16 protein-coding genes and 1 pseudogene are annotated in these 20606 nt (G+C 72.8%); 8 read left to right on the top strand and 9 right to left on the bottom strand.

The window, feature by feature from the left end; translation table 11 throughout:
- Positions 1-21: 21 nt before the first annotated feature.
- From ACGFIB_RS26210 to mfd, 6 genes are all read right to left on the bottom strand, one after another.
- Positions 22-555, bottom strand: a complete 534-nt coding sequence (locus ACGFIB_RS26210) for a DUF501 domain-containing protein (RefSeq protein ID WP_393376004.1) — start codon at positions 553-555, stop codon at positions 22-24.
- A gap of 83 nt (positions 556-638) precedes the next feature.
- Positions 639-1118: an FtsB family cell division protein gene (locus ACGFIB_RS26205; protein WP_357263015.1), complete on the bottom strand. Its 480-nt coding sequence runs from the start codon at positions 1116-1118 to the stop codon at positions 639-641.
- Between the two features lie 194 nt (positions 1119-1312).
- Positions 1313-2593 (bottom strand): phosphopyruvate hydratase, encoded by a 1281-nt coding sequence (gene eno, locus ACGFIB_RS26200; RefSeq protein ID WP_142571208.1) that lies wholly within the window; start codon positions 2591-2593, stop codon positions 1313-1315.
- Positions 2594-2675: 82 nt separating this feature from the next.
- On the bottom strand, positions 2676-3674 hold the full coding sequence (locus ACGFIB_RS26195) for a MazG family protein (RefSeq protein ID WP_393375722.1): 999 nt from the start codon (positions 3672-3674) through the stop codon (positions 2676-2678).
- 276 nt (positions 3675-3950) lie between these two features.
- Positions 3951-4634, bottom strand: coding sequence for a SurA N-terminal domain-containing protein (locus ACGFIB_RS26190; RefSeq protein WP_393375719.1), 684 nt, complete (start codon positions 4632-4634; stop codon positions 3951-3953).
- Positions 4635-4686: 52 nt separating this feature from the next.
- Positions 4687-8184, bottom strand: a complete 3498-nt coding sequence (gene mfd / locus ACGFIB_RS26185) for a transcription-repair coupling factor (protein WP_393375716.1) — start codon at positions 8182-8184, stop codon at positions 4687-4689.
- 229 nt (positions 8185-8413) lie between these two features.
- Here mfd and ACGFIB_RS26180 point away from each other — a divergent pair, with 229 nt between their 5' ends.
- A complete protein-coding gene (locus tag ACGFIB_RS26180; RefSeq protein ID WP_167748238.1) occupies positions 8414-9145 on the top strand; it encodes a methyltransferase domain-containing protein in 732 nt (243 codons plus the stop codon).
- A gap of 28 nt (positions 9146-9173) precedes the next feature.
- On the opposite strand, the gene ACGFIB_RS26175 is transcribed toward ACGFIB_RS26180, so the two are convergent.
- Positions 9174-10427 (bottom strand): hypothetical protein, encoded by a 1254-nt coding sequence (locus ACGFIB_RS26175; protein WP_393375713.1) that lies wholly within the window; start codon positions 10425-10427, stop codon positions 9174-9176.
- Positions 10424-10942, bottom strand: a complete 519-nt coding sequence (locus ACGFIB_RS26170; RefSeq protein WP_393375712.1) for a SigE family RNA polymerase sigma factor — start codon at positions 10940-10942, stop codon at positions 10424-10426. Before ACGFIB_RS26170 ends, ACGFIB_RS26175 begins: the two co-directional genes overlap by 4 nt.
- A 104-nt stretch (positions 10943-11046) precedes the next feature.
- On the opposite strand from ACGFIB_RS26170, the pseudogene cysC reads away from it, so the two are divergent.
- Positions 11047-12285, top strand: a pseudogene (cysC, locus tag ACGFIB_RS26165) (adenylyl-sulfate kinase); the annotation flags it as partial.
- A 16-nt stretch (positions 12286-12301) separates the two neighbouring features.
- Here cysC and ACGFIB_RS26160 read toward each other — a convergent pair.
- Complete coding sequence (locus ACGFIB_RS26160) at positions 12302-13333, bottom strand: glycoside hydrolase family 26 protein (protein WP_357240700.1); 1032 nt, start codon at positions 13331-13333, stop codon at positions 12302-12304.
- Between the two features lie 323 nt (positions 13334-13656).
- Between ACGFIB_RS26160 and ACGFIB_RS26155 the strand changes: the two genes are divergently transcribed.
- Genes ACGFIB_RS26155 through ACGFIB_RS26130 form a run of 6 tightly spaced genes read left to right on the top strand, consistent with a single transcriptional unit; the run spans position 13657 to position 20596 of the window.
- Positions 13657-14982: a Wzz/FepE/Etk N-terminal domain-containing protein gene (locus ACGFIB_RS26155; RefSeq protein ID WP_393375710.1), complete on the top strand. Its 1326-nt coding sequence runs from the start codon at positions 13657-13659 to the stop codon at positions 14980-14982.
- Positions 14979-16343, top strand: coding sequence for a hypothetical protein (locus ACGFIB_RS26150; RefSeq protein ID WP_393375707.1), 1365 nt, complete (start codon positions 14979-14981; stop codon positions 16341-16343). The genes ACGFIB_RS26155 and ACGFIB_RS26150 overlap by 4 nt, the downstream gene beginning before the upstream one ends.
- Positions 16340-17353 (top strand): hypothetical protein, encoded by a 1014-nt coding sequence (locus ACGFIB_RS26145; RefSeq protein WP_393375705.1) that lies wholly within the window; start codon positions 16340-16342, stop codon positions 17351-17353. Before ACGFIB_RS26150 ends, ACGFIB_RS26145 begins: the two co-directional genes overlap by 4 nt.
- The gene (locus ACGFIB_RS26140; RefSeq protein WP_357240711.1) at positions 17350-18249 is read left to right on the top strand and encodes a sulfotransferase domain-containing protein; all 900 of its coding nucleotides are present in this window, start codon (positions 17350-17352) and stop codon (positions 18247-18249) included. Before ACGFIB_RS26145 ends, ACGFIB_RS26140 begins: the two co-directional genes overlap by 4 nt.
- A complete protein-coding gene (locus ACGFIB_RS26135; protein WP_393375703.1) occupies positions 18216-19640 on the top strand; it encodes a lipopolysaccharide biosynthesis protein in 1425 nt (474 codons plus the stop codon). Before ACGFIB_RS26140 ends, ACGFIB_RS26135 begins: the two co-directional genes overlap by 34 nt.
- Positions 19637-20596, top strand: coding sequence for a sulfotransferase domain-containing protein (locus ACGFIB_RS26130; protein WP_393375701.1), 960 nt, complete (start codon positions 19637-19639; stop codon positions 20594-20596). The genes ACGFIB_RS26135 and ACGFIB_RS26130 overlap by 4 nt, the downstream gene beginning before the upstream one ends.
- Positions 20597-20606: the final 10 nt, after the last annotated feature.

Below are 20606 nucleotides of genomic sequence, written 5' to 3'. Positions count from 1 at the left end.
CGTTTCGGTTCCGCGCCCGGCCTATGGCTGCTTTTCGGAATTGTCCACGACCACGCAGGGGCCGCCGGCCCACCAGTCGGGCAGCGCGTCGAGGGCCTCCCGGCCGAACGGGTTGACCCCGGGCGCGGCCAGCTCGTGGGCGACCAGCGCGTGCAGGCACTTGACCCGGCCCGGCATGCCGCCGGCGGTCTGCATGTCGCGCGGCAGCGGCTCCAGGTCCTCCTCGCCGGCCGCGCGGTCGCGGCGGGCGACGTAGTCCTCGTGGGCCGCCTGGTAGGCCTCGGCCAGCTCGGGGTCCTCGGCGAGCCGGGCCTGCATGCTCTTCATCAGGCCGGACGACTCCAGCGTGCCGATCGCCGAGGCGGCTTTCGGGCAGGTCAGGTAGAACAGCGTGGGGAACGGCGCGCCGTCGGGCAGCCGGGGCGCGGTCTCCAGCACGTCGGGAAGGCCGCAGGGGCACCGGTGGGCGACGGCCCGCACCCCGCGCGGCTGCCGCCCGAGCTGCGCCCGCGCCGCCGCCAGGTCAGCGGGGTCCACACGGCCCGCGTGACCCACATGGTCCGCCTGGTCGTCCGCCACGTCGATCTCCTCGCCCTTCACGCTCTCCGCCACGTTGTTTCCGACGAGGTCCGCGGCCCTCATCCCGCCGGCGCCGATGCGGACGCCGACGCCGGCGCCGATGGGGACGCCGACGCCGTCGGTGTGGGGCTCTGCCCTGCCGCGGGTGCGGCGGGCCGCCCCTTGTCGGCCGCCTCGAACGACCGCCAGACGGTGACGTACCAGGCGGGCCGCTCCGGCGGCTTCGTCCCCGCCTTGGCGGCGGCGGTCCCGGATGTCTCCTCGTCGATCACCTGGTAGCAGTCCGCGCCCGGCTCGCAGTAGAACAGCCGCTCCTTGGCCAGGCGCTTGATGTAGTCCGGATCCTCCAGGCGCCGGCGCCGCTGCTCCAGGTTCTGGAGCTTGCGCAGCGCGTTCGCCTGCTGCGCCTCCAGCTGGGCGATCTGCCGGCGCTGGGCGACGTACTCCCGCACGGGGTAGGCCAGGCTCATCGCGATGGCGCACACGACGACCGCGAGGATCGCCGCGCGCCCGGTGAGCTGCGGCCGCTTCGCCGCCACGAAACCACCCCTCCCGGTCGGTCAGCGCAAGGCCCGAACAACGGCCACACTAACCGCCCGTCCCGGCCGTACACGCCCGGATGGGCACGGCGACGCCGCGCCCATCCCTCCAGCCAGCGCCACAGCAGACGCCACAGCAGGCGTCCGGAACGTGTCCAGCCGGGCTGCTCCGCATGCCGCCGGCCGGCCCGAGGCTAGCCCTGGAAGCGCGGGAAGGCCGCGCGACCGGCGTACCGCGCCGCGTCGTCGAGCAGCTCCTCGATGCGCAGGAGCTGGTTGTACTTGGCCACCCGGTCCGAACGGGCCGGGGCGCCGGTCTTGATCTGGCCGCAGTTGGTGGCCACGGCGAGGTCGGCGATCGTGGTGTCCTCGGTCTCGCCGGAGCGGTGGCTCATCATGCAGCGGTAGCCGCTGCGGTGGGCCAGGTCGACCGCGTCGAGGGTCTCCGACAGCGTGCCGATCTGGTTCACCTTCACCAGCAGCGCGTTGGCGGTGCCCTCGGCGATGCCGCGGCCGAGCCGCTCGGGGTTGGTGACGAACAGGTCGTCACCCACGAGCTGGACCTTGGCGCCGAGCGACGTGGTGATGGCCTTCCAGCCCTCCCAGTCCTCCTCGTTCAGCGGGTCCTCGATGGAGACCAGCGGGTAGGAGCGGACCAGGTCCTCGTAGAAGGAGATCAGCTCGGTGGCCGACACTCCCTTGCCGTCGATCGTGTAGACGCCGTCGTTGTGGAACTCGCTGGCCGCGACGTCGAGCGCGAGCGCGATGTCCTGGCCCGGCGTGTAACCGGCCTTCTCGATCGCGACCAGGATCAGGTCGAGCGCGTCGCGGTTCGACGGCAGGTTCGGCGCGAAGCCGCCCTCGTCGCCCAGGCCGGTCGCGTAGCCCTTCTCCTTCAGCACGCCCTTGAGCGTGTGGTAGGTCTCCGCACCCATGCGCAGCGCCTCGGAGAACGTCTCGGCGCCGATCGGCGCGATCATGAACTCCTGGATGTCCACGTTGGTGTCGGCGTGCGCACCGCCGTTCAGGATGTTCATCATCGGCACGGGCAGGATGTGCGCGTTCGGCCCGCCGACGTAGCGGAACAGGGGCAGGTCGGCGCTGTCGGCGGCGGCCTTGGCGACGGCCAGCGAGATGCCGAGGAGCGCGTTGGCCCCGAGACGGGCCTTGTTGGGCGTGCCGTCCAGGTCGATCATCGTCTGGTCGATGAGACGCTGATCTTCGGCGTCGAACCCGATGAGCTCGTCGGCGATCTCGTCGGTCACGCCGAGGACGGCCTTCTCGACACCCTTGCCGAGATAGCGCTTCTTGTCCCCGTCGCGCAGCTCGACGGCCTCGAACTGACCGGTGGAGGCACCACTCGGAACGGCGGCACGGCCGGTGCTGTAGTCGTCCAGCAGTACCTCGACTTCGACCGTGGGGTTCCCACGGGAGTCGAGGATCTCGCGGGCGGTGATGGCCTCGATGGCAGCCACGAACGCTCCTAGCAAAATGGCGGGCGGTTTGCCACCCGAGCCTATCGGTCCCTACTACCCGGTACGGCGCAGGGGCACCCGTTCACGGCGTGTCCGAGGCGTCCTCCCACTGCTGCACGCGCCGCCGGTATTCCCTGGCCGCCGCCCTCAGCTCGGCCTCGGGGTCGAGCCCCGCGTCCTGGGTCTCCCGTACGAGCGCGAACAGGCGGGCGCCGGCGGTCGGGGCAAGGTCGCCCGCGAGAGCGGCGGGCGCGCCGGCCCGGCCGGCCCGGCGCAGGAGCTGGGCGGCCAGGGAGATCGCCGGCTGGCCCATCGGCACGCCGCCGAGCACCGAGGCGGTCTCCCCCTTGGCGGCCCGCTCGGCCGCCTTGATCGTCTCCCAGTTGTCGCCGACCTCATCGGCGCCGGAGACCTCGACCTCCGCGAAGACGTGCGGATGCCGGCGGACCAGCTTCTCCACGATCCCGGCGGCGACGTCGTCGATGTCGAAGCCGTCCCCGGCCGTCCCCTCCGGGCCCGTCCGTTCCGGGCCCGTCCGTTCCTGGGCGAGCCGGGCGTGGAACATCACCTGGAGCAGCAGGTCGCCGAGCTCCTCACGCAGCGGCGGGCCGTAGGCGCCCTCGTGGATGGTCTCCAGCACCTCGTAGGCCTCTTCGACCAGGTAGGGCACGAGCGACTCGTGGGTCTGCTTGCGGTCCCACGGGCACTCGCGGCGCAGCCGGTCCATGACCTGGACGAGGTCGAGCAGCCGGGCGCCGGGCAGGTCGTAGGAGCCGGGGACGACCTCGATCTCCGGCGGCTCGTCCAGGGAGATCGCGGCGTGGCCGACCGCGCGCATGAAGTCCTCGTCGCCGTCCTGCGCGGCCAGCCACACCACCGTCCCCGTACGGCTCTCGCGGGCGAGCGCGCCGGGGTCGGGGGTCACGACCTCGACCCGTACGCCGGCCTCGCCGAGATAGGGCAGGTAGGGGTGGTCCGGGGTGCCGGTGAGCACCCGCCCTCGGGTGAGGGCCTGCCACGCCGCGGGCGCGAGCAGGCCCGGAGCGACCCGGGGCGAGGTGGTCACCACGATCAACGCCATGGCCTCAGCCTAACGAGCCACCCGCGCGTGATCTTGCAAAAGGTCGCCCCTACCCTGCCGACCTGCGCCACCTTGCTTTGTGATCTTGCACAAAATTCGGCCGCACCCTCGCCGCCAGGCACGACCCAATCCGTGACCTTGCAATTGCAAGATCACGGATCGGATCAGGCCAGGTCGGCGGCCGCACTGCACGGAAAGTACATGATCACGAAAGGTGAAGGCCCAGGTCACGCCGGAACGTGCAACAAACTGCAAGATCACGGCCGTTGTTGGGGGTTAGCCCGCTTGGGGGGTGTCGGGCGCACCCCCGGCGGCCGGGGCGCCCTCGCCCGCCGGGGCCTCGCCCGCCGGGGCCTCGGCGGCCGGGGCCTCGCCCGCCGAGCCGAAGCGGTCGTCGGCGACGAAGCCCTGCTGGGGGTCGAACTTGCCGTAGCGCGGGCTGTATCTCACCGGCACGGTCGAGTCGGCCTCCTGGATGACCTTCTGGATGGCGGCCTGCTGGCTCTCCTGGTCCTGACCGGCGCCGGACTGCTGCGCCAGCTTGTTGCGGACGACGACGGCCCGGACGAAGCCACGGCCCTCGTCCAGCGGGATCCCGTTGGACAGCAGCACCTTGTTGAACTGGTCCCAGCCGCCCTGAGCCACGGCGATGTCGTCGACCTCCCGGTCAGTGGCCGTGACGCCCTTGCTCCGGCCGAGCTCCTGGAACTGCCTGCTCGTGGTCATGTTGAGCAGGACCGTCTGCGGCAGCGAGAAGGACAGCTGGAGCTGCCCCTCGGGGATCTTGTTGGCGGCAAGGTCGGCGCGCAGCGCGCGGACCTCGTCGTTCAGCTCACTGGAGGTGATGCGCTCCTTGCCGACAATGGCCGCGGAACCCGCCTGCACGGGGCCGCCGCACGCGGTCACGGCGATCCCCGTCGCCGCCAGCGCCACGGCGACGCGCACTCGATACGACTTCACGGACGATCCTCCCGAACGACACCGGCCACGCATATGTTGACAATTTCGCGGGTCACTGTACCCGCATCGGCTCCAGGAACAGGGCCTCGACCAGGTCCCCACACCATTTCAGCAGGTCGAGGTCGCGTAGCGGCTGACCGCCGATCGGTTTGGTCTTGGGCACCGGCACGAGCAGGGTGCTCGTCGCCTGCTTCCAGATGGAGCGGGGGTAGAGCCGCTGCAGCCGCACCTGCTGGGAGTCTCTCAGCTCCACGGGCGCGAACCTGATCTGCTGGCCCTGCAGCGTCACGTCGGTCAGCCCCGCCTTGCGGGCCCTGATCCGGAAACGCGCCACCTCCAGCAGGTTGTCCACCTCCTGCGGCGGCCTGCCGTACCGGTCGGTGAGCTCGTCGCGGACGGCCGTGATGTCGTCCTCCGAGCCGATCGCCGCGATCCGCTTGTACGCCTCCAGGCGCAGCCGCTCCGAGGTGACGTAGTCGTGCGGCACGTGGGCGTTGATCGGCAGCTCGACCCTGACATCGGGCCGCTCCTCCACCTTCGTCTCACCCGCGAGCTTGGACTTCTGCTCCTGGACGGCCTCGGCCATCATGCGGACGTACAGGTCGAAGCCGACACCGGCGATGTGGCCCGACTGCTCGGCCCCGAGGATGTTGCCGGCGCCGCGGATCTCCAGGTCCTTCATGGCGACGTACATGCCGGCGCCCATCTCGGTGTGCTGGGCGATCGTGGCGAGCCGCTCGTGCGCGGTCTCGGTCAGCGGCGACTCGGGCGGGTAGAGGAAGTAGGCGTAGCCGCGCTCGCGGCCCCGGCCGACCCGGCCGCGCAGCTGGTGGAGCTGCGACAGGCCGTAGTTGTCCGCGCGGTCCACGATGAGCGTGTTGGCGTTGGGCACGTCCAGGCCGGACTCGACGATCGTGGTGGAGACGAGCACGTCGAAGTTGCGCTCCCAGAAGTCCACCATGATCTTTTCGAGCTGGCTCTCGTTCATCTGCCCGTGGGCGACGGCGATCCGCGCCTCCGGCACCAGCTCGTGCAGCCGCGCGGCCACCTTGTCGATCGTGCGGACCCGGTTGTGGACGAAGAACACCTGCCCGTCGCGCATCAGCTCGCGCCGCACCGCCGCCGCGATCTGCTTCTCGTCGTACGGCCCGACGAACGTGAGGATCGGGTGCCGTTCCTCCGGCGGCGTGAGGATCGTCGACATCTCGCGGATGCCGGTGAGGCCCATCTCCAGCGTCCGCGGGATCGGCGTCGCCGACATGGCGAGCACGTCCACCTGCGTGCGCATGTGCTTCATGGCCTCTTTGTGCTCGACGCCGAACCGCTGCTCCTCGTCCACGATGATCAGACCGAGGTCCTTGAACTTCACCTCGGGCGACAGCAGCCGGTGCGTGCCGATGACCAGGTCGACCGCGCCCGTGCGCAGTCCCTCCAGGGTCTCCCGCACCTCGGAGTCGGTCTGGAACCGGGAGACCGGCTTCACGGCGATGGGGAAGCTGGCGAAGCGCTCGCCGAACGTCGACAGGTGCTGCTGCACGAGCAGCGTCGTCGGCACCAGCACGGCGACCTGCTTGCCGTCCTGCACCGCCTTGAACGCCGCCCGCACCGCGATCTCGGTCTTGCCGTAGCCGACGTCGCCGCAGATCAGGCGGTCCATCGGGACGGCCCGCTCCATGTCGCGCTTGACCTCGTCGATCGCTTCGAGCTGGTCGCCCGTCTCGGCGTACGGGAAGGCGTCCTCCATCTCCCGCTGCCAGGGGCTGTCGGACGCGAACGCGTGGCCGGGCGAGGCCATCCGGGCCGAGTAGAGCCGGATCAGCTCGCCCGCGATCTCCCTGACCGCCTTCTTCGCCCTGGTCTTGGCCTTGGCCCAGTCGGCCCCGCCCATGCGGTTGAGCGTGGGCGCCTCGCCGCCGACATAGCGGGTGACCTCGTCGAGCTGGTCGGTCGGCACGTAGAGCCGGTCGCCCCTGGCGTACTCGATCACGAGGTATTCGCGGGTCGCGCCCTGGATCGTGCGCTGCACCATCTCGACGTAGCGGCCCACGCCGTGCTGCTCGTGCACCACGTGGTCGCCGACCTTGAGCTGAAGGGGGTCGACCATGTTGCGGCGGCGCGACGGCAGCCGCCGCATGTCCTTGGTGGACGCCTTCTGGCCGACGAGGTCGAGGTGGGTCACCACGGCGACGTCCGGCGTGACGAAGCCGTGGTCGACGCGGCCCGTCGTGACCTGCACGACGTCCTTCGGCGGCAAACCGTCGAGGGACGGCACCAGCCGCGCCGCCACGTCCACGCCCTTGAGCAGCTCGACCATGCGCTCGGCCGGGCCGTGCCCCTCGCTCAGCAGCACGACGGCCTTGCCGGTGCCCATCCAGCCCTTGATGTCGGCGAGCGCCCGCTGCGTGTCGCCCCGGTAGGCCTCGACGTCCTGCGCGTCCAGCTCCACGCCCTCACCGAAGGGGGCGATGCTCCACCACTGCTGGCCCAGCTCGCCGGCGTGCTCGCGCACCTCCTCCAGCGTGCGGAAGGCGGCCGCCTCCAGGTCGATCGGGGCCTCGCCGCCCGCCGCCGCGGCGATCCAGGACGCCTCCATGAACTCCTGGCTGGTGTGGACCAGCTCGACGGCCCGGCCGCGGATCCGCTCGGGGTCGCAGACGAACACGGCCGACCGGATCGGCAGGTGGTCGAGCAGCAGGTCCATCGCCCCGGCGAGCACGGGCGCGAACGCCTCCATGCCCTCCACCGGCACACCCTCGGCGAGCTGGTCGAGCACTTCCTTCAGCGCCGGGTGCTCCTCCCCCAGCTCACGGGCGCGCCGCCGTACGTCGTCGGTGAGCAGCAGCTCGCGGCAGGGCGCGGCGAACAGCCCGTCTTGGGCGACCTCCAGCGAGCGCTGGTCGGCCACCTTGAACCAGCGGATCTCCTCGATCGTGTCGCCCCAGAACTCCAGCCGCAGCGGGTGCTCCTCGGTGGGCGGGAACACGTCGAGCAGGCCGCCGCGCACGGCCACCTCACCGCGCTTCTCCACCATGTCCACCCGGTGGTAGCCGTTCTCCACCAGCCGGGCCACCACGTCGTCCAGGTCGGCGTCGTCGCCCGCGCGCAGCCGCACGGGCGACAGGTCGCCGAGCCCGGCCACGATGGGCTGGAGCAGCGAGCGGATCGGGGCCACCACGATGCGCAACGGGCCCGCCGCGGGGTCGCCCTCGATCGGGTGCGCGAGCCGCCGCAGCACGGCCAGGCGCTGGCCGACCGTGTCGCTGCGCGGCGACAGGCGCTCGTGCGGCAGCGTCTCCCAGGCGGGGAAGACGGCCACCAGGTTCTCGTCCACCAGGCTCGTGAGCGCGGCGGCGAGATCCTCCGCCTCGCGCCCGGTCGCCGTGACGGCCAGCACCGGCCGTACGCGGGACAGCGCGGCCACGGCGAACGGCCGCAGCGCGGGCGGCGCCACCAACTCGGCGCCGGGGTGGGCGGTCTGCCCGGCCGCGTCGAGCGCGGCGGCCAGCCTGGGTTCGGCGGATACGAGGTCGAGCAGTCCGGAAAGAGACATTGATGCCTTCAAAGAGCCCCGTGACAAAGACAGCCGGCGTGCGGAAGCGACCCCGTTCATCCGGCCGATCCCCCCTGGTGAAGGAGATCCGCGAGACGCTCCCAACCGGGCCGCGGGTACCAAGGCTACGCCCTGTCCCCTCGCCCCGCTCCGCTCGCTCCTCGGCCGGGACATGATGGGTGACGGCAAATGCGCAACTGTGGGTCGTCAAGTGATTACCCTCAGTGGCATGACAGAGGTTCGTTTGTCGTCCGCGGATCAGGACGACGTGTTCAGCCAGCGGATTCGCGAGCAGTGGACCGACCAGCTCGGACGGCGGCTCGACATCCTGATCGCCGGATGCGGCCGGGGCGGCGCCCTCGACGTGGGGCGCTACGAGCCGAGGGTGACGGGGGTGGACGAGGATCTGCCGCCCCTGCGCGCCCACACCGCCAATCGCGGCGATCTGGAGGCGTCCTACCTGGGCGACCTTCGGCTCGTGCCGATCCCGCCGCGCTCCTTCGACGTCGTCTACGTGTCGTTCCTCCTCGAACGCATCCGCCACGCCGAGCTCGTGCTCGACCGGCTCGTGGCCGGGCTGCGCCCCGGCGGGCTGCTGCTGCTGAAGATGCGCGACCGCAAGTCGGCGTACGGCTTCTGCGACCGGGTGACGCCCCGCCGGCTGCGCCGGGCGCTGTGGCGCACGCTCGCCCCGGCCGGGTCCGTGGGGCCGCTTCCGGCGATGTACGAGCCGCTGGCCTCCCGAGAGGGCATCCAGGCGTACTGCCTGATGCGCGGGCTCATGATCGCCGAGGACTACTCGGCGGTGAGCGGCCCGGCCCGGCGGGGTCCGCACGGCGGCCTGGTCTCCGTGGTCTGCCGGGCCGTGGCCGCGCTCTCGCGAGGCAGGCTCAACGGGACCGAGGACGAGATCACCATGGTGATCCGCCGCCCGCAGAACCACTTCGCCCGCCTCATCTGAGCCGCTACCTGAGCCGCTACCTGAGCCGCTACCTGAGCGTCAGGACCGGCTGCCACGCCTCGGGCTTCAGGCTGTTCTTCCGGTAGACCGAGAGCTGGACCATGTCCTTGCCGTCGACGCCCACCAGGACCAGGCCGTTGTGGAACTCGCTTCCGCACGTGCCCGCGCAGCCCAGCGCGACCAGGCGGCGGTCGTCGGCCCAGGCGCGCAGCTGGAGCACCTGCTGACGGCCCACGACCGTGCCCGTCGACAGCTCGGTGACCTTGGTGGGCATGCCGTCCCGGCCCGCGAGCAGCGTGCCGTCGGGCGACACGCCCGCCTGCGACTCGGTGGGGACGTAGCCGTCGGGCGCGTCGTGCGGTCTGCCGCCGAGGTCGTAGAAGGCGTCCGGCCGCTTCCAGATGTTGCTGGCCTCGCGGACCAGCGTGCCGTCGTCGCTCCAGCGGAAGTCGCGCCGCACGTTGCTGTTCTCGGTCAGGCAGGGATCGACGGCGTGGAAGCCCCCCGCCGTCGCGGTGGCCACGTCGACGACGTAGAAGCCGGTGCGACTGGTGGAGATCATCTGGGGGGGCTGCCGGAGATTGCCGGGCGTCGCCGCGACCCGGGCCGGGCACCGCCGCTCGCCGACGGATGTCATGTCCAGGTCGGGGGACTCGTCGTAGGTGGTGGCCAGCAGGCGCGTGCCGTCGGGCGACCAGGACACGCCGCCCACGGGGTGGTCCACCGGCACCCACGCCCGCACCTGCCGGGTCTCCATGTCGAAGACGCCGATCCTCCGCACGGGCAGGTCCTTCTCCAGGACCGCCGCCCAGCGCAGGCCGGGGGCGACCTCGGCCCAGCCCCACTCCGTCTTCTCGTAGCTCCCCGTCACCTGGTCGAGCAGATACCACGTACGGTCCAGCACCTTGCGCCCGGCGACCGTACGCGACCGCCACGTGTAGTAGGCGGAGACGGCCACTCTGCCCGCCGCGATCATCGTCTTCGGCGGGGAGTTCTCCGTGTCGGCGAGCACGTCCTGCGCGGGGGTCGTCTGCCGGTACGGCTGGACGGGCACCACCACCGGCGCGCCGCCGGTGCCCACCGGCGGCGCGAAGCGGGGAGCGACGACCAGCGGCACGAGCAGGGCCACGGCCGCCACGACGGCCGCGCACGAGACCGCCCCCGCGAATCTCGTCAGGCGCAGCCGCGACCGGCGGCGCAGCGCGCGGTCGGCGAGGTCGGCGGGCACGTGAACCTCCCGCGACCACTCCTCCAGCGTCTGCTTCAGCATCCGGGGCGTCATGAGATCACCTCACTCAGGCGCAGATCGGCGAGTTCCGGCGCGGTCGTCCGCAGCCGGGCGAGGGACCGGTGCGCGGTGCTGCGCACGGTCCCGACGGAGCAGCCGAGGACCCGGGCCACCTCGTCCTCGGGCAGGTCTTCGAGATAGCGCAGCACAAGCACGGCGCGCTGACGGGGCGTCAGCCGGGCGAGCGCCTTGCGCAGGATCATCCGCAGCTCGGCGTCGTGGGTGCCCGTGCGGCCGGCCGGGTGCTCCGGCACGTCGGCCACGCTGGTCTCCCGCTGCCGCCACGCCAGCCGCCACCAGCTGATCTGCTGCCGGTACATGACCTGCCGCACGTACGCCTCGGGCTCGTCGAGCCGCCCCCACCGCGTGACGACCTTGGCCAGGGCGGTCTGCACCAGATCCTCGGCCGAGTGCTGGTCCCCTCCGGTCAGCAGATAGGCCAGCCGCATCAGCGCCGGCGCGCGGGCCGACACGAATTCGCGGAATCGTCGCTCTTCTGCGGCGTCCACGAGCACCTCCTCGGATTAGTGTCTGCCTGTAGACGCCCTGAGCACCGGCACGCTATGCGTGCGGTAGCCAGTAGGGTGCGTATCCGACCCACCGAGCGGCGAAGAATCGAGCGGAAACGGAAGCCATGACCGAGTGGACGCCCGACGCACGTGAGCTGGCGGACCTGGAGCTGCTGCTGTCCGGCGCGTACGCGCCGCTGGCCGGCTTTCTCACCTCGGCCGAGGTGGAGAGCGTGGTCGAGCGCGGGCGGCTGCCCGGAGGGGCGTCCTGGCCCGACCCGATCACGATCGCGCTCCCGGACGAGTTCGGGCCCGGCGACCGGGTCACGCTCAGGGATCCCGAGGGCGCGGCGGTCGCGGTGCTGACCGTCGTGGAGCGGGACGGCCATCATGCCGCCGGGCCGGTCGAGGCGCTCGACGCCCCCGTGTACGGCCCGTTCTCCCGGCTGCGCCGCACGCCGGAGGAGGTCCGCAAGGACCTGCCGGACGGAGAGGTCCTCGCGGTGACGATGCGCGGGCCGCTCGACGGCACCGCGCTCGACGACGTGGCGGCGACCGCCGAGGAACTGGACGCCACCGTGCTCCTCATGCCCCTCGTCTTCGGCGAGAGCGGCCCTGCCCTGGTGCGCGCCGCGCTCAAGGCGGCCGAGCGGCTCCGGGGGGCGACGGTGGTCGCGGTGCCGCTCGCGCCGCGCGAGGACACCGAGATCGACCTCGAACTCCGCGAGCACGTGGCCCGCAACTACGGCGCCACCGAGCACTACGCCGGTCCCGCGCCGATCACCATCCCCGGGCCGCCGCACAAGCGGGGGCTCGTCGTGTTCTTCACCGGCCTGTCCGGATCGGGCAAGTCGACGATCGCCCGGGGCCTGCGCGACGCCCTGCTCGAACGTGGCGGCCGCACGGTCACCTACCTGGACGGCGACGTCGTGCGGCGGATGCTGTCGGCGGGGCTCACGTTCTCGCGCGAGGACCGCGACCGCAACATCCGCAGGATCGGCTTCGTGGCCGCCGAGGTCGCCCGCCACGGCGGCCTGGCGATCTGCGCGCCCATCGCGCCGTACGCCGAGACGCGGGACGAGGTGCGGGCGATGGTCGAGGAGGTCGGCGGCGACCTCCTGCTCGTCCACGTGGCCACGCCGCTGGAGGAGTGCGAGCGCCGCGACCGCAAGGGCCTGTACGCCAAGGCGCGCGCCGGGCTGATCCCGGAGTTCACCGGGATCTCCGACCCGTACGAGGAACCGGATGACGCCGACCTCGTCCTCGACACCACGGACATGACGATCGACCGCGCGGTCGGCGCCGTGCTGAACCTCGTCACCTCGGGCGGCTGGGTCCGCTGAGGCGTCAGCCGCAGGCTCAGGAGGGCGGCACCGGTGTCGACGTGAAGCGCGGCAGCCGCGCGAGCTCCGAGAACGCCCGGGTGGCGCCCGGCGTGGTGTCGAACCTGGTGTCGCCCCGGGGCGCCAGCGGCGAATCGAAGTAGACCAGTGCCTTGATCTGGGGATAGTCCGCGATCTGGCGCCGGACCGACTCGAAGAAGTCGCGCTTGAACGTGGGCGCCGCGCGCCGCTCGAAGGCGCCCCACTCGGCGACCATGATCGGCTTGGCCGGGAACCTGGCCTGCATCCACCGGTAGAACCCGGGCCAGCCCGGCGCGTCGGGCCGGGTCTTGTCGACCAGCCCGGCGAAGTCACTCACCCGGTCGTCCGCGTACGGGTCGAAGGCCACCCAGTCGACCACGTCGTCGCCGGGGTAGAGCCTGCCGAACCACGGCTTGGCCGCCCAGTTGGGCGCGCCCATGTAGGTCATCACGGTCACCGCGTTGCGCACCCCCTGTTGCCGCAGGCGGTCCACCACATGGCGGTACATCGCGACGTAGTCGGCGGGCGAGTAGCCCCCGGCCTCGCGCACGTCGTTTTCCGGCTCGTGGTGGATCGTGAGGAAGAACCGGCCGGGGAAGGTGCGCCGGATGTGCTCGGCGAGCCTGTCGACACGCTTGTCAACCACGCCCCGCGCGACCTCGGCCCAGGTGTGGTCGAGTGCCGGCTTCCAGTTCACCAGCAGCAGGCGGGGCCCCTTGGCGATCTCCCGCTCCTCGGCGGTCGGGAAGAGCTCCCCGCCCCGGTGGTAGACGTGCACGATGTCGGCCCGGCGGCCCATGCGCCGTTCGGCCATGTCCACGGCGCGGATCGGGCCGCGTCCGGAGAAGACGTCGGGCGCGATCCCCCACCACGCCCCGCACGTCGGGATGAGCTTGTCCGTGACCGCGCAGGCGACCGGCCTCGTCCCGGCGCCGCCGCCCGGCACCCGCCCGCTCGTGGCGGTGCCCGTGCAGGCCGTCGTGCACGCCCCCGCCACCAGTACGGCCAAGCCGGCGATGAGTCTCATCGCGCCCCCTTCCTCGGCAGACCACGCAATGAACGGATGGGCAAACACCATCCCATCAATCCCCGTGGCTTCGGGGGCCGTTTCCCCATATCACGAGTACGGATATTTCCGTTTTCATCGGCTAATTGAGCGGCCATCGCCTGACGCGAATTCGGTAATAGCCGGGGGTGAAACTCCGTGGCGGCTTATAGTTCGAGACCGGATCCCGCCGGACCGCCGCCGGGACCGCGAACGCGTCCGGCCGCTCCTCCTCATCCGGGGGGGCGCCGGTGGCCCCACCGCCGGCCGCCGCCGCGTGACGAACCGAGGGCACGGGGAGTTCGATGAGCCTGCCGCCGCACAGCCGCGACCTTTCTGAATACGGCTCTGTGCTCAGGCGCAGGCGCCTGGTCGCCGCCGTCTGCCTGCTCGCCGGAGTGGGCGGCGGGGCCGCGGCGCTCGTGCTGACCCCCGAGCGCTACACCGCGATCGCCCAGGTGCAGGTAGTGCCGACCGGCGCGCAGGAACAGTTCAACGCGCCGAACTCCCGGCAACGGGAAACGCTCAACCTCGACACCGAATCCCAGATCGCCCGATCGGCGGTCGTCGCCACCCTGGCCGCCGCGATTCTGAAATATCCGGATCCGGAGGAATTGCGGGAGCATGTGACGATCGACGTTCCTCCCAATTCCGCCATTCTCTCCATTTCTTACTCGGCGTCGGATCCCCGGGCCGCGGCCGCGGGGGCCCAGGCGTACGCGGAGGCGTATCTGCGCAACCGCGCCCGCGCCGCCGAGGACGCGATCGACGGCCAGCTGAAGCTGATCTCCGCGCGGCTGCGCGAGGTCGAGAACGATCTCGACAAGGCCGCCACGACCGGGGCGGCGACCACAGACCCCACCCAGACCACCCAGGCCACTCAGACCGCGACCGCCCGGACCGCGGCGGGGCCGGGAACGACCAGGCGGAAGACCGTGCTCGCCCGGCAGGTGTCGGACCTCACGCTGCGCTACGACGCGCTCAAGACCGTCGCGGTGACGCCGGGCACGGTGATCAGCCCCGCCACGCCGCCCGCGCGGCCGGCCCATCCGAGCCCGCCGCTCTTCCTCGGCAGCGGCCTGTTCCTCGGCGTACTCGCCGCGGCGGGGGCCGCGTTCGGCCGCGACCGGCTCGACACCCGCATCCGCACCTGCGCGGACGTCGAACGGCTGTGCGGCCTGCCGCTGCTCGCCGAGCTTCCGGCCAGGCCGGATTCGGGGTTTCTCGACGAGATGGCCGCCGCCGTCGCCACCTCGCTGGGCGGCGGGCCCCACCGGCTGCTCCTCGAAGGCGTGGGGACAGGAGGCCGGGACGGCGGCGGGCGGGCGAGAAGCCGGGACGGCGGGCGGGCGGGGAGCCTCGACGGCATCCGGATACAGGGCACGGCTCGGCAGCTCGCCAAGGGCCTGGGCTCCGCGCTGGCGCATCTGGTGCCGGTGACGGTCGTGACCGGCCGATCCGCCCATCCCGACGCCGCCCTGCTGCTGATCGCCCTGCGCCGGACGACCTCCCCGGAGGTCACCCGGGCCGTACGGCAACTGGGCCGGCAGGGCGCCCGCGTGCTCGGCGCCGTCGCCGTGCCACCGGGGTTCGTCGCGCCCGTCCCCGAGACGGCGGAGTGGGGCGCGTGACCGTCCCCGCCCCCCGCACCGCCCCCCGCACCGCCCTGCCTCCGGCGGCCCGCCCCCGGCACCGGCGCCGTCCCGCGCGGACGGCGTGGCCGATCGCGGCGTTCCTGCTCGGTTATCCGCTCTGGTGGGCGCTCGGCCTGGGCGGACTGTCGGTGGTGGTGCTGGCCGTGCCGATGGCGGTGGCGCTGTGGCGCAGGCGGCCGCTCCGCGCGCCGAAGGGCTTCGGCCTGTGGGCGCTGCTGCTGGCGGGCTACCTGGTCAGCGCGCTCACGCTCGCCGAGACGCCGGACGGCACGTACGGCGAGCTCGCCGCCGGCCGGGTCGTCGGCTACCTGATGCGGCTGGCCGTCTACGTCTCCCTCCTGATCATGGTGCTCTACCTGGGCAACCTCACCCATGACGAGCTGCCGCAGCGCACCTTGGTCAGGTGGCTCGGCGTGCTGTTCCTGACGGCCGTCGCGGGCGGGCTGCTCGGCGTGTTCGCGCCCGGCTTCGCGTTCACCTCGCCGCTGGAGATGGCGCTGCCGTCCTCGATCGGCGGCAACCCGTTCGTCGCCAACCTGATCCACCCGACGGCGGCCCAGATGCAGCACGTGCTCGGACACGCCGCGCCGCGTCCGGAGGCGCCGTTCGAATGGGCCAACGCCTGGGGCAGCGACGTCTCGGTGCTCGTGATCTGGTTCGTGGTCGGCTGGTGGACCTACGGCGGGCCGTACCGCCGCGCGGCGGCCGTGCTCGCGCTCGCCGCCGCCGCCATCCCGATCGTCTACTCGCTCAACCGCGGCCTGTGGATCGGGCTGGGGGTCTCGGCGGCGTACCTGGTGATCAGGGGCGCCCGGCCCCTCCTCGCCGGAGCGGTCGCGGCCGTCGCCGCGGCGGCGTTCCTGCTGTCGCCGCTGAGCACGATCGTCGCGCAACGGCTGAACAACCCGCACAGCAACGGCATCCGCGCGTTCACGGTCGCGGCCACCGTCCGGATCGCGGCCACCTCGCCGATCATCGGATACGGCAACACGCGCAACGCGTACGGCAGCCATCGCACGGCCACGACGGGCCGCAGCTCGTGGTGCGTGGAGTGCGGCCATCCCCCGCTCGGCAGCGACGGGCAGCTGTGGCTGCTGATGATCAGCCAGGGCTTCGCGGGTGCCCTGCTGTATGTCGCCTTCTTCGCCGGCGCGGTGCGGCGCTACTGGGCCGACCGGACGCCGATCGGCAGGGCGGGGACGCTCGTGATGATCCTCGTGCTGCTCTACATGGTCGTCTACGACGGGCTGATCAGCGCCCTGACCCTGTACCTGATCTCCTTCGCCCTGCTGTGGCGTAACGCCAGCGGAGCATCCGACCTCGGGGAGGCGCGATGAGGGACGCGAGCGATCGTCTCCACTACCTGGACGAGGTGATGGACCTGCTGTTCCCCCCTTCGCCGCCCGATGCCCGGCCCGGCGCCCAACCCGATGCGCGACCCGATGCGCGGCCCGGTGCCCGGCCCCGTGCACGCAGCGTGCTGCCGCACCGCCTGGTCCCCCGGCGGGTCGTCCCGCGCGCGTGGTGGCACACCCCGCTGGGGCGCGGCCTGCCGGTCTCCGGCGGGGCCGACACGATCGAGACGCACCTGAGCGACGTCCTCGGCCGCCGGATGCGGGTCGTCGTCCATGTCAGGCCCGCCCGCCGCGCCAACCGCAAACCGATCCTGGAGGCGTACGACGAGTCGGGGCTCGCGGGGTTCGTGAAGATCGGCGACTCGCCGCGGGCCAGGCGGCTGGTGCGATACGAGAGCGAGGTGCTGCGCATGCTCGCCGGACAGCCGCTGAAGGTCGTCGTGCCGCCCGACGTGCTGTATCACGGCAGGTGGCGGGGCCTTGAGGTGCTGATGCTGTCGCCGTTGCCCGTGACCTCCCCCCGCGTGGGTTCCCGCCGCGTGCCCGCCCGGCTGCTCACCTCGGCCGCGCGGGAGATCGCCGCCATCCGCCCGTACGACGAGGAGGCGGGCTCCGAGGAGCAGACCGGAGAGCCCGCGGCCTGGCACGGCGACTTCACCCCCTGGAACGTCGCCGCCGGTGCGGACGGGCGGCTGCTCGTGTGGGACTGGGAGCGGTTCGCCGTGGGCGTGCCGCCCGGCTTCGACGCCCTGCACCACTTCTTCCACCGGGCGCTGCGCCGGATGCCGCCTCCGGTCGCCGCCCGCTCCTGTCTCGCCCAGGCGGGCGGGCTCCTCGAACCGTTCGGCGTCGACGTGGCCCAGGCACGCCGTACGGCGGCCCACTACCTGGTCGCCCTGGCCGAGCGGCACCGCCGCGACGGCCAGGAGCCGCTCGGGCCGCCCGCCGTCTGGCTGAACCCTCTGGTCGATCACCTGGAGTTCCTGCTTTGAGCTCAACGCTGAAACACCCCGCGCTGAAACTCCCCGCACTGAAACAGTCGGCGCTGAAGCAGTCGGCGCACGCCGTCTCGCTCGCCGCCGGGAGGGCGACCAGCGCGGGCCGGGTGCTGCCGTCGTTCCTGATCATCGGGGCGCAGCGGTGCGGCACCACCTCGCTGTACCGCTCCCTGTCCCGGCACCCGCTGGTCATGAAGCCGGTGCTGCGCAAGGGCGTCCACTACTTCGACATGGCCTACGAGCGGGGCCTGCCCTGGTATCGCGCCCACTTCCCGCTGACGTCCAGGGCGCAGGCGCTCCGCTTCCGGTGGGGCCACGCCCCTCAGGCGTTCGAGTCGGCCCCCTACTACCTGTTCCATCCCCTGGCGGGGGCCCGCATCGCCGCGGACCTTCCCGGCGTCAAGCTGATCGTCCTGGTCCGGGACCCGGTCGAGCGGGCCTGCTCCGCCCACGCCCACGAGCTGGCGCGGGGATTCGAGACCGAGCCGGCCTTCGAGCGCGCCCTCGCGCTGGAGCCGGAGCGCCTCGCCGGCGAGGCCGAGCGGCTGCGGACCGTCCCCGGATACGCGAGCCACGCGCACCGGCACCACGCCTATCTGGCCCGGGGGCGGTACGCCGAGCAACTGGCCCGGCTGGAACCGCTCGTGGGGCGCGACCGGATCCTGGTCCTCGACAGCGGACTGCTGTTCCGCGACCCCCGCGCCGCGTACGACCGGGTGCTGGGATTCCTGGGACTGCCCCGGCTCGGCGGCGTGGAGTTCGAGCGGCACAACGCCCGGCCGCGGGAGGCCATGCCCGCGTCGGTGCACCGGCGGCTCCGCGACCACTTCGAGCCGTGGGACGCGCTGCTCGTCCCGTGGCTCGGAGCGGTGCCCTCGTGGCGGCGCTGACCTGGCCCCCCGCTCTTTTCCGGCATGGGCTCGCCGGCCTGGCCACGGCGGGCGCCACGGCGGGCGGGCAGTTCGCGCTCGTGCTGGTGGTGACGCGGTCGCTCACCCCGGCCGCCGCCGGGGCGTTCTTCACGGCCACCGCGCTGTGCCTGATGCTCGCGGGCGTCGTCCGCCTCGACACCGGCAACGGCCTCGTCCACGCCCTGGCCCGCAACCGGTCCGTCGACGGCGCCGGCCGGGATGGGGGGCGGCGGCTCGTCCGGGGGATCCTGGCGCCGGTGGCCGCGCTCGCGTCCGTGGCGGGCGCCGGTGTGGTCGTGGCCGCCGGGCCGCTGGCCGGGCTCACCGGCGTGCCCGGCGGCGTCTGGGTCGTGCTCGCCGTCGCCCTGCCGTTCGTCGCCCTGTCGGACGTGCTGATCTGCGCCACCCGCGGCCTCGGCACCATGCGGCCGACGCTGCTGCTCACCGGGGCCGTCCAGCCGCTCGGGCAGCTCGCCCTCGTCACCGCGGCCGTGCTCGCCGGGGCCCCGCCGCCGATGCTGGCCGCCGCCTGGGCGCTTCCCTCCGTGGCCGGCGCGGCGCTGGCCGCCGTGCGGCTGCGCGGGCTCGGGCCGTACGACGTGGGGGAGGTGGGCGCCTTCTGGCGACACACCGCCCCGCGGTCGGCCGCGGCGGCCGTGCAGTCGGTGTTCCAGCGACTCGACGTCGTGATCGTCGCGCTGCTCGCGGGTCCCGCCGCCGCGGCCGTCTATACGGCGGCGACCCGGTTCAAGGTGCTGGGGCAGCTCGCCGGTCAGGGGCTCGCCCAGGCCGCGCAGGCGCGGCTGGTGAGGGCCCTGGCCGAGGGCGACCTGGACGGCGCCCGCGCGCTGTATCGGACCACCACCAGGTGGCTGGTCGTGCTCACCTGGCCGCTCTGGCTGGGATACGCGGCGCTCGCGCCGTGGCTGCTTCCGCTGTTCGGGCCCGCCTACGCCGGCGGCGGCGCGATCGCGCTCGTCCTTTCCGCCACGATGATGGTCGCGACCGCCTGCGGCATGGTCGACGTCGTGCTCGTCGCGGGCGGGCGCACGGCGGCCAGCCTGGCCAACGTGGCGACGGCCGTCGCCGTGACGATCACCCTGGATGTGCTGCTCGTCCCCGCGCACGGCGCGCTGGGGGCGGTGCTGGGCTGGTCGGGCGGCGTGCTCGTGAAGAACCTGCTGCCCGCCGTGCAGGTCCACCGCCGCTACGGCCTGCTTCCCTTCGGCGGAGGCCGCTCGGTTGATGTCGCGAAGGCAGCTGGCGGTACGGGTACGGCCGGCGCGGCGACTGGGGCTGGGGCGGCGGCCGACGGTTCGGGGACGGCGGGCGGTGCCGGGGCGGCCGGGGCGGCGAGGGCGGCCTCATGACCGCGGAGCCGCCCGTGCTGGTCACCGGCCTGCCGCGCAGCGGCACGAGCTGGGTGGGCCGGATGCTCACGGCGAGCGGGCGGCTGGTCTATGTCAACGAACCGCTGAACCCGCAGCGCCCGCCGGGCCGCTCCCCCGGTGTGCTCGACGCGTCGGTGACCCACCGCTTCCAGTACATCTGCCCCGGCAACGAGACGCCGTGGCTGGCGGCGTTCTCCCGCACGGTCGCGCTGCGCTACAACTGGCTGGCCGAGATCCGCCGCAACCACGGGCCGGGCGACCTCGCGCGGATGGCCAAGTACGGCACGGCGTTCACCACGGGCCGCCTGCTGGCCAGGCGGGCGCTGCTCGACGATCCGTTCGCGCTCCTGTCCGCCGAGTGGTTCGCCGGCCGCCTCGGGTGCCGGGTGGTCGTCGTGGTCCGCGATCCCGTGTCGTTCGCCGGGAGCTGGCGGCGGCTCGGCTGGAGGGTGGACGTGCGCGAACTGCTCGGCCAGCCCCTCCTGCTGCGCGACCACCCGTACGTGGCCGAGCTCGGAGCGCTCGCCGGGAACCGCGACGTGGTCACCGGAGCGGCCATGGTGTGGAAGGTGGCGCGGCGGGTCACCGACACGGTGGCCCGGCGCGCCGCCGGCATCAAGGTCGTGCGGTATGAGGATCTGTGCGCCGCGCCCCTCGACGGCTTCCGCGACCTGTACGACTGGTGCGGCCTGCCCTGGACCGGTCGCGCCGCCCGCCGGATCACCGCCGCCTGCACGTCCTCACGCTCTGGATCTCGGCCCGCCTTCGCCTGGACCGGCCTGTCCCGTACGGCCTACCGCCCGATGGACTCCCGGCGGGCGCTCACCGCGGTCTCCCTCCCCCATGAGGACGCCGCCCGCGTACAGGCCCTGACCACCGATTCCGCCGCATTCGGCACACCGCCTCGTCTCGCCGCCGTTCCGCCCGGTTCCTGAAATTCCGGGA

Source organism: Microbispora bryophytorum, from assembly GCF_043197435.1.
In the GTDB taxonomy this organism is placed as follows: domain Bacteria; phylum Actinomycetota; class Actinomycetes; order Streptosporangiales; family Streptosporangiaceae; genus Microbispora; species Microbispora bryophytorum.
This window is presented reverse-complemented; position numbering and strand designations above follow the sequence as displayed.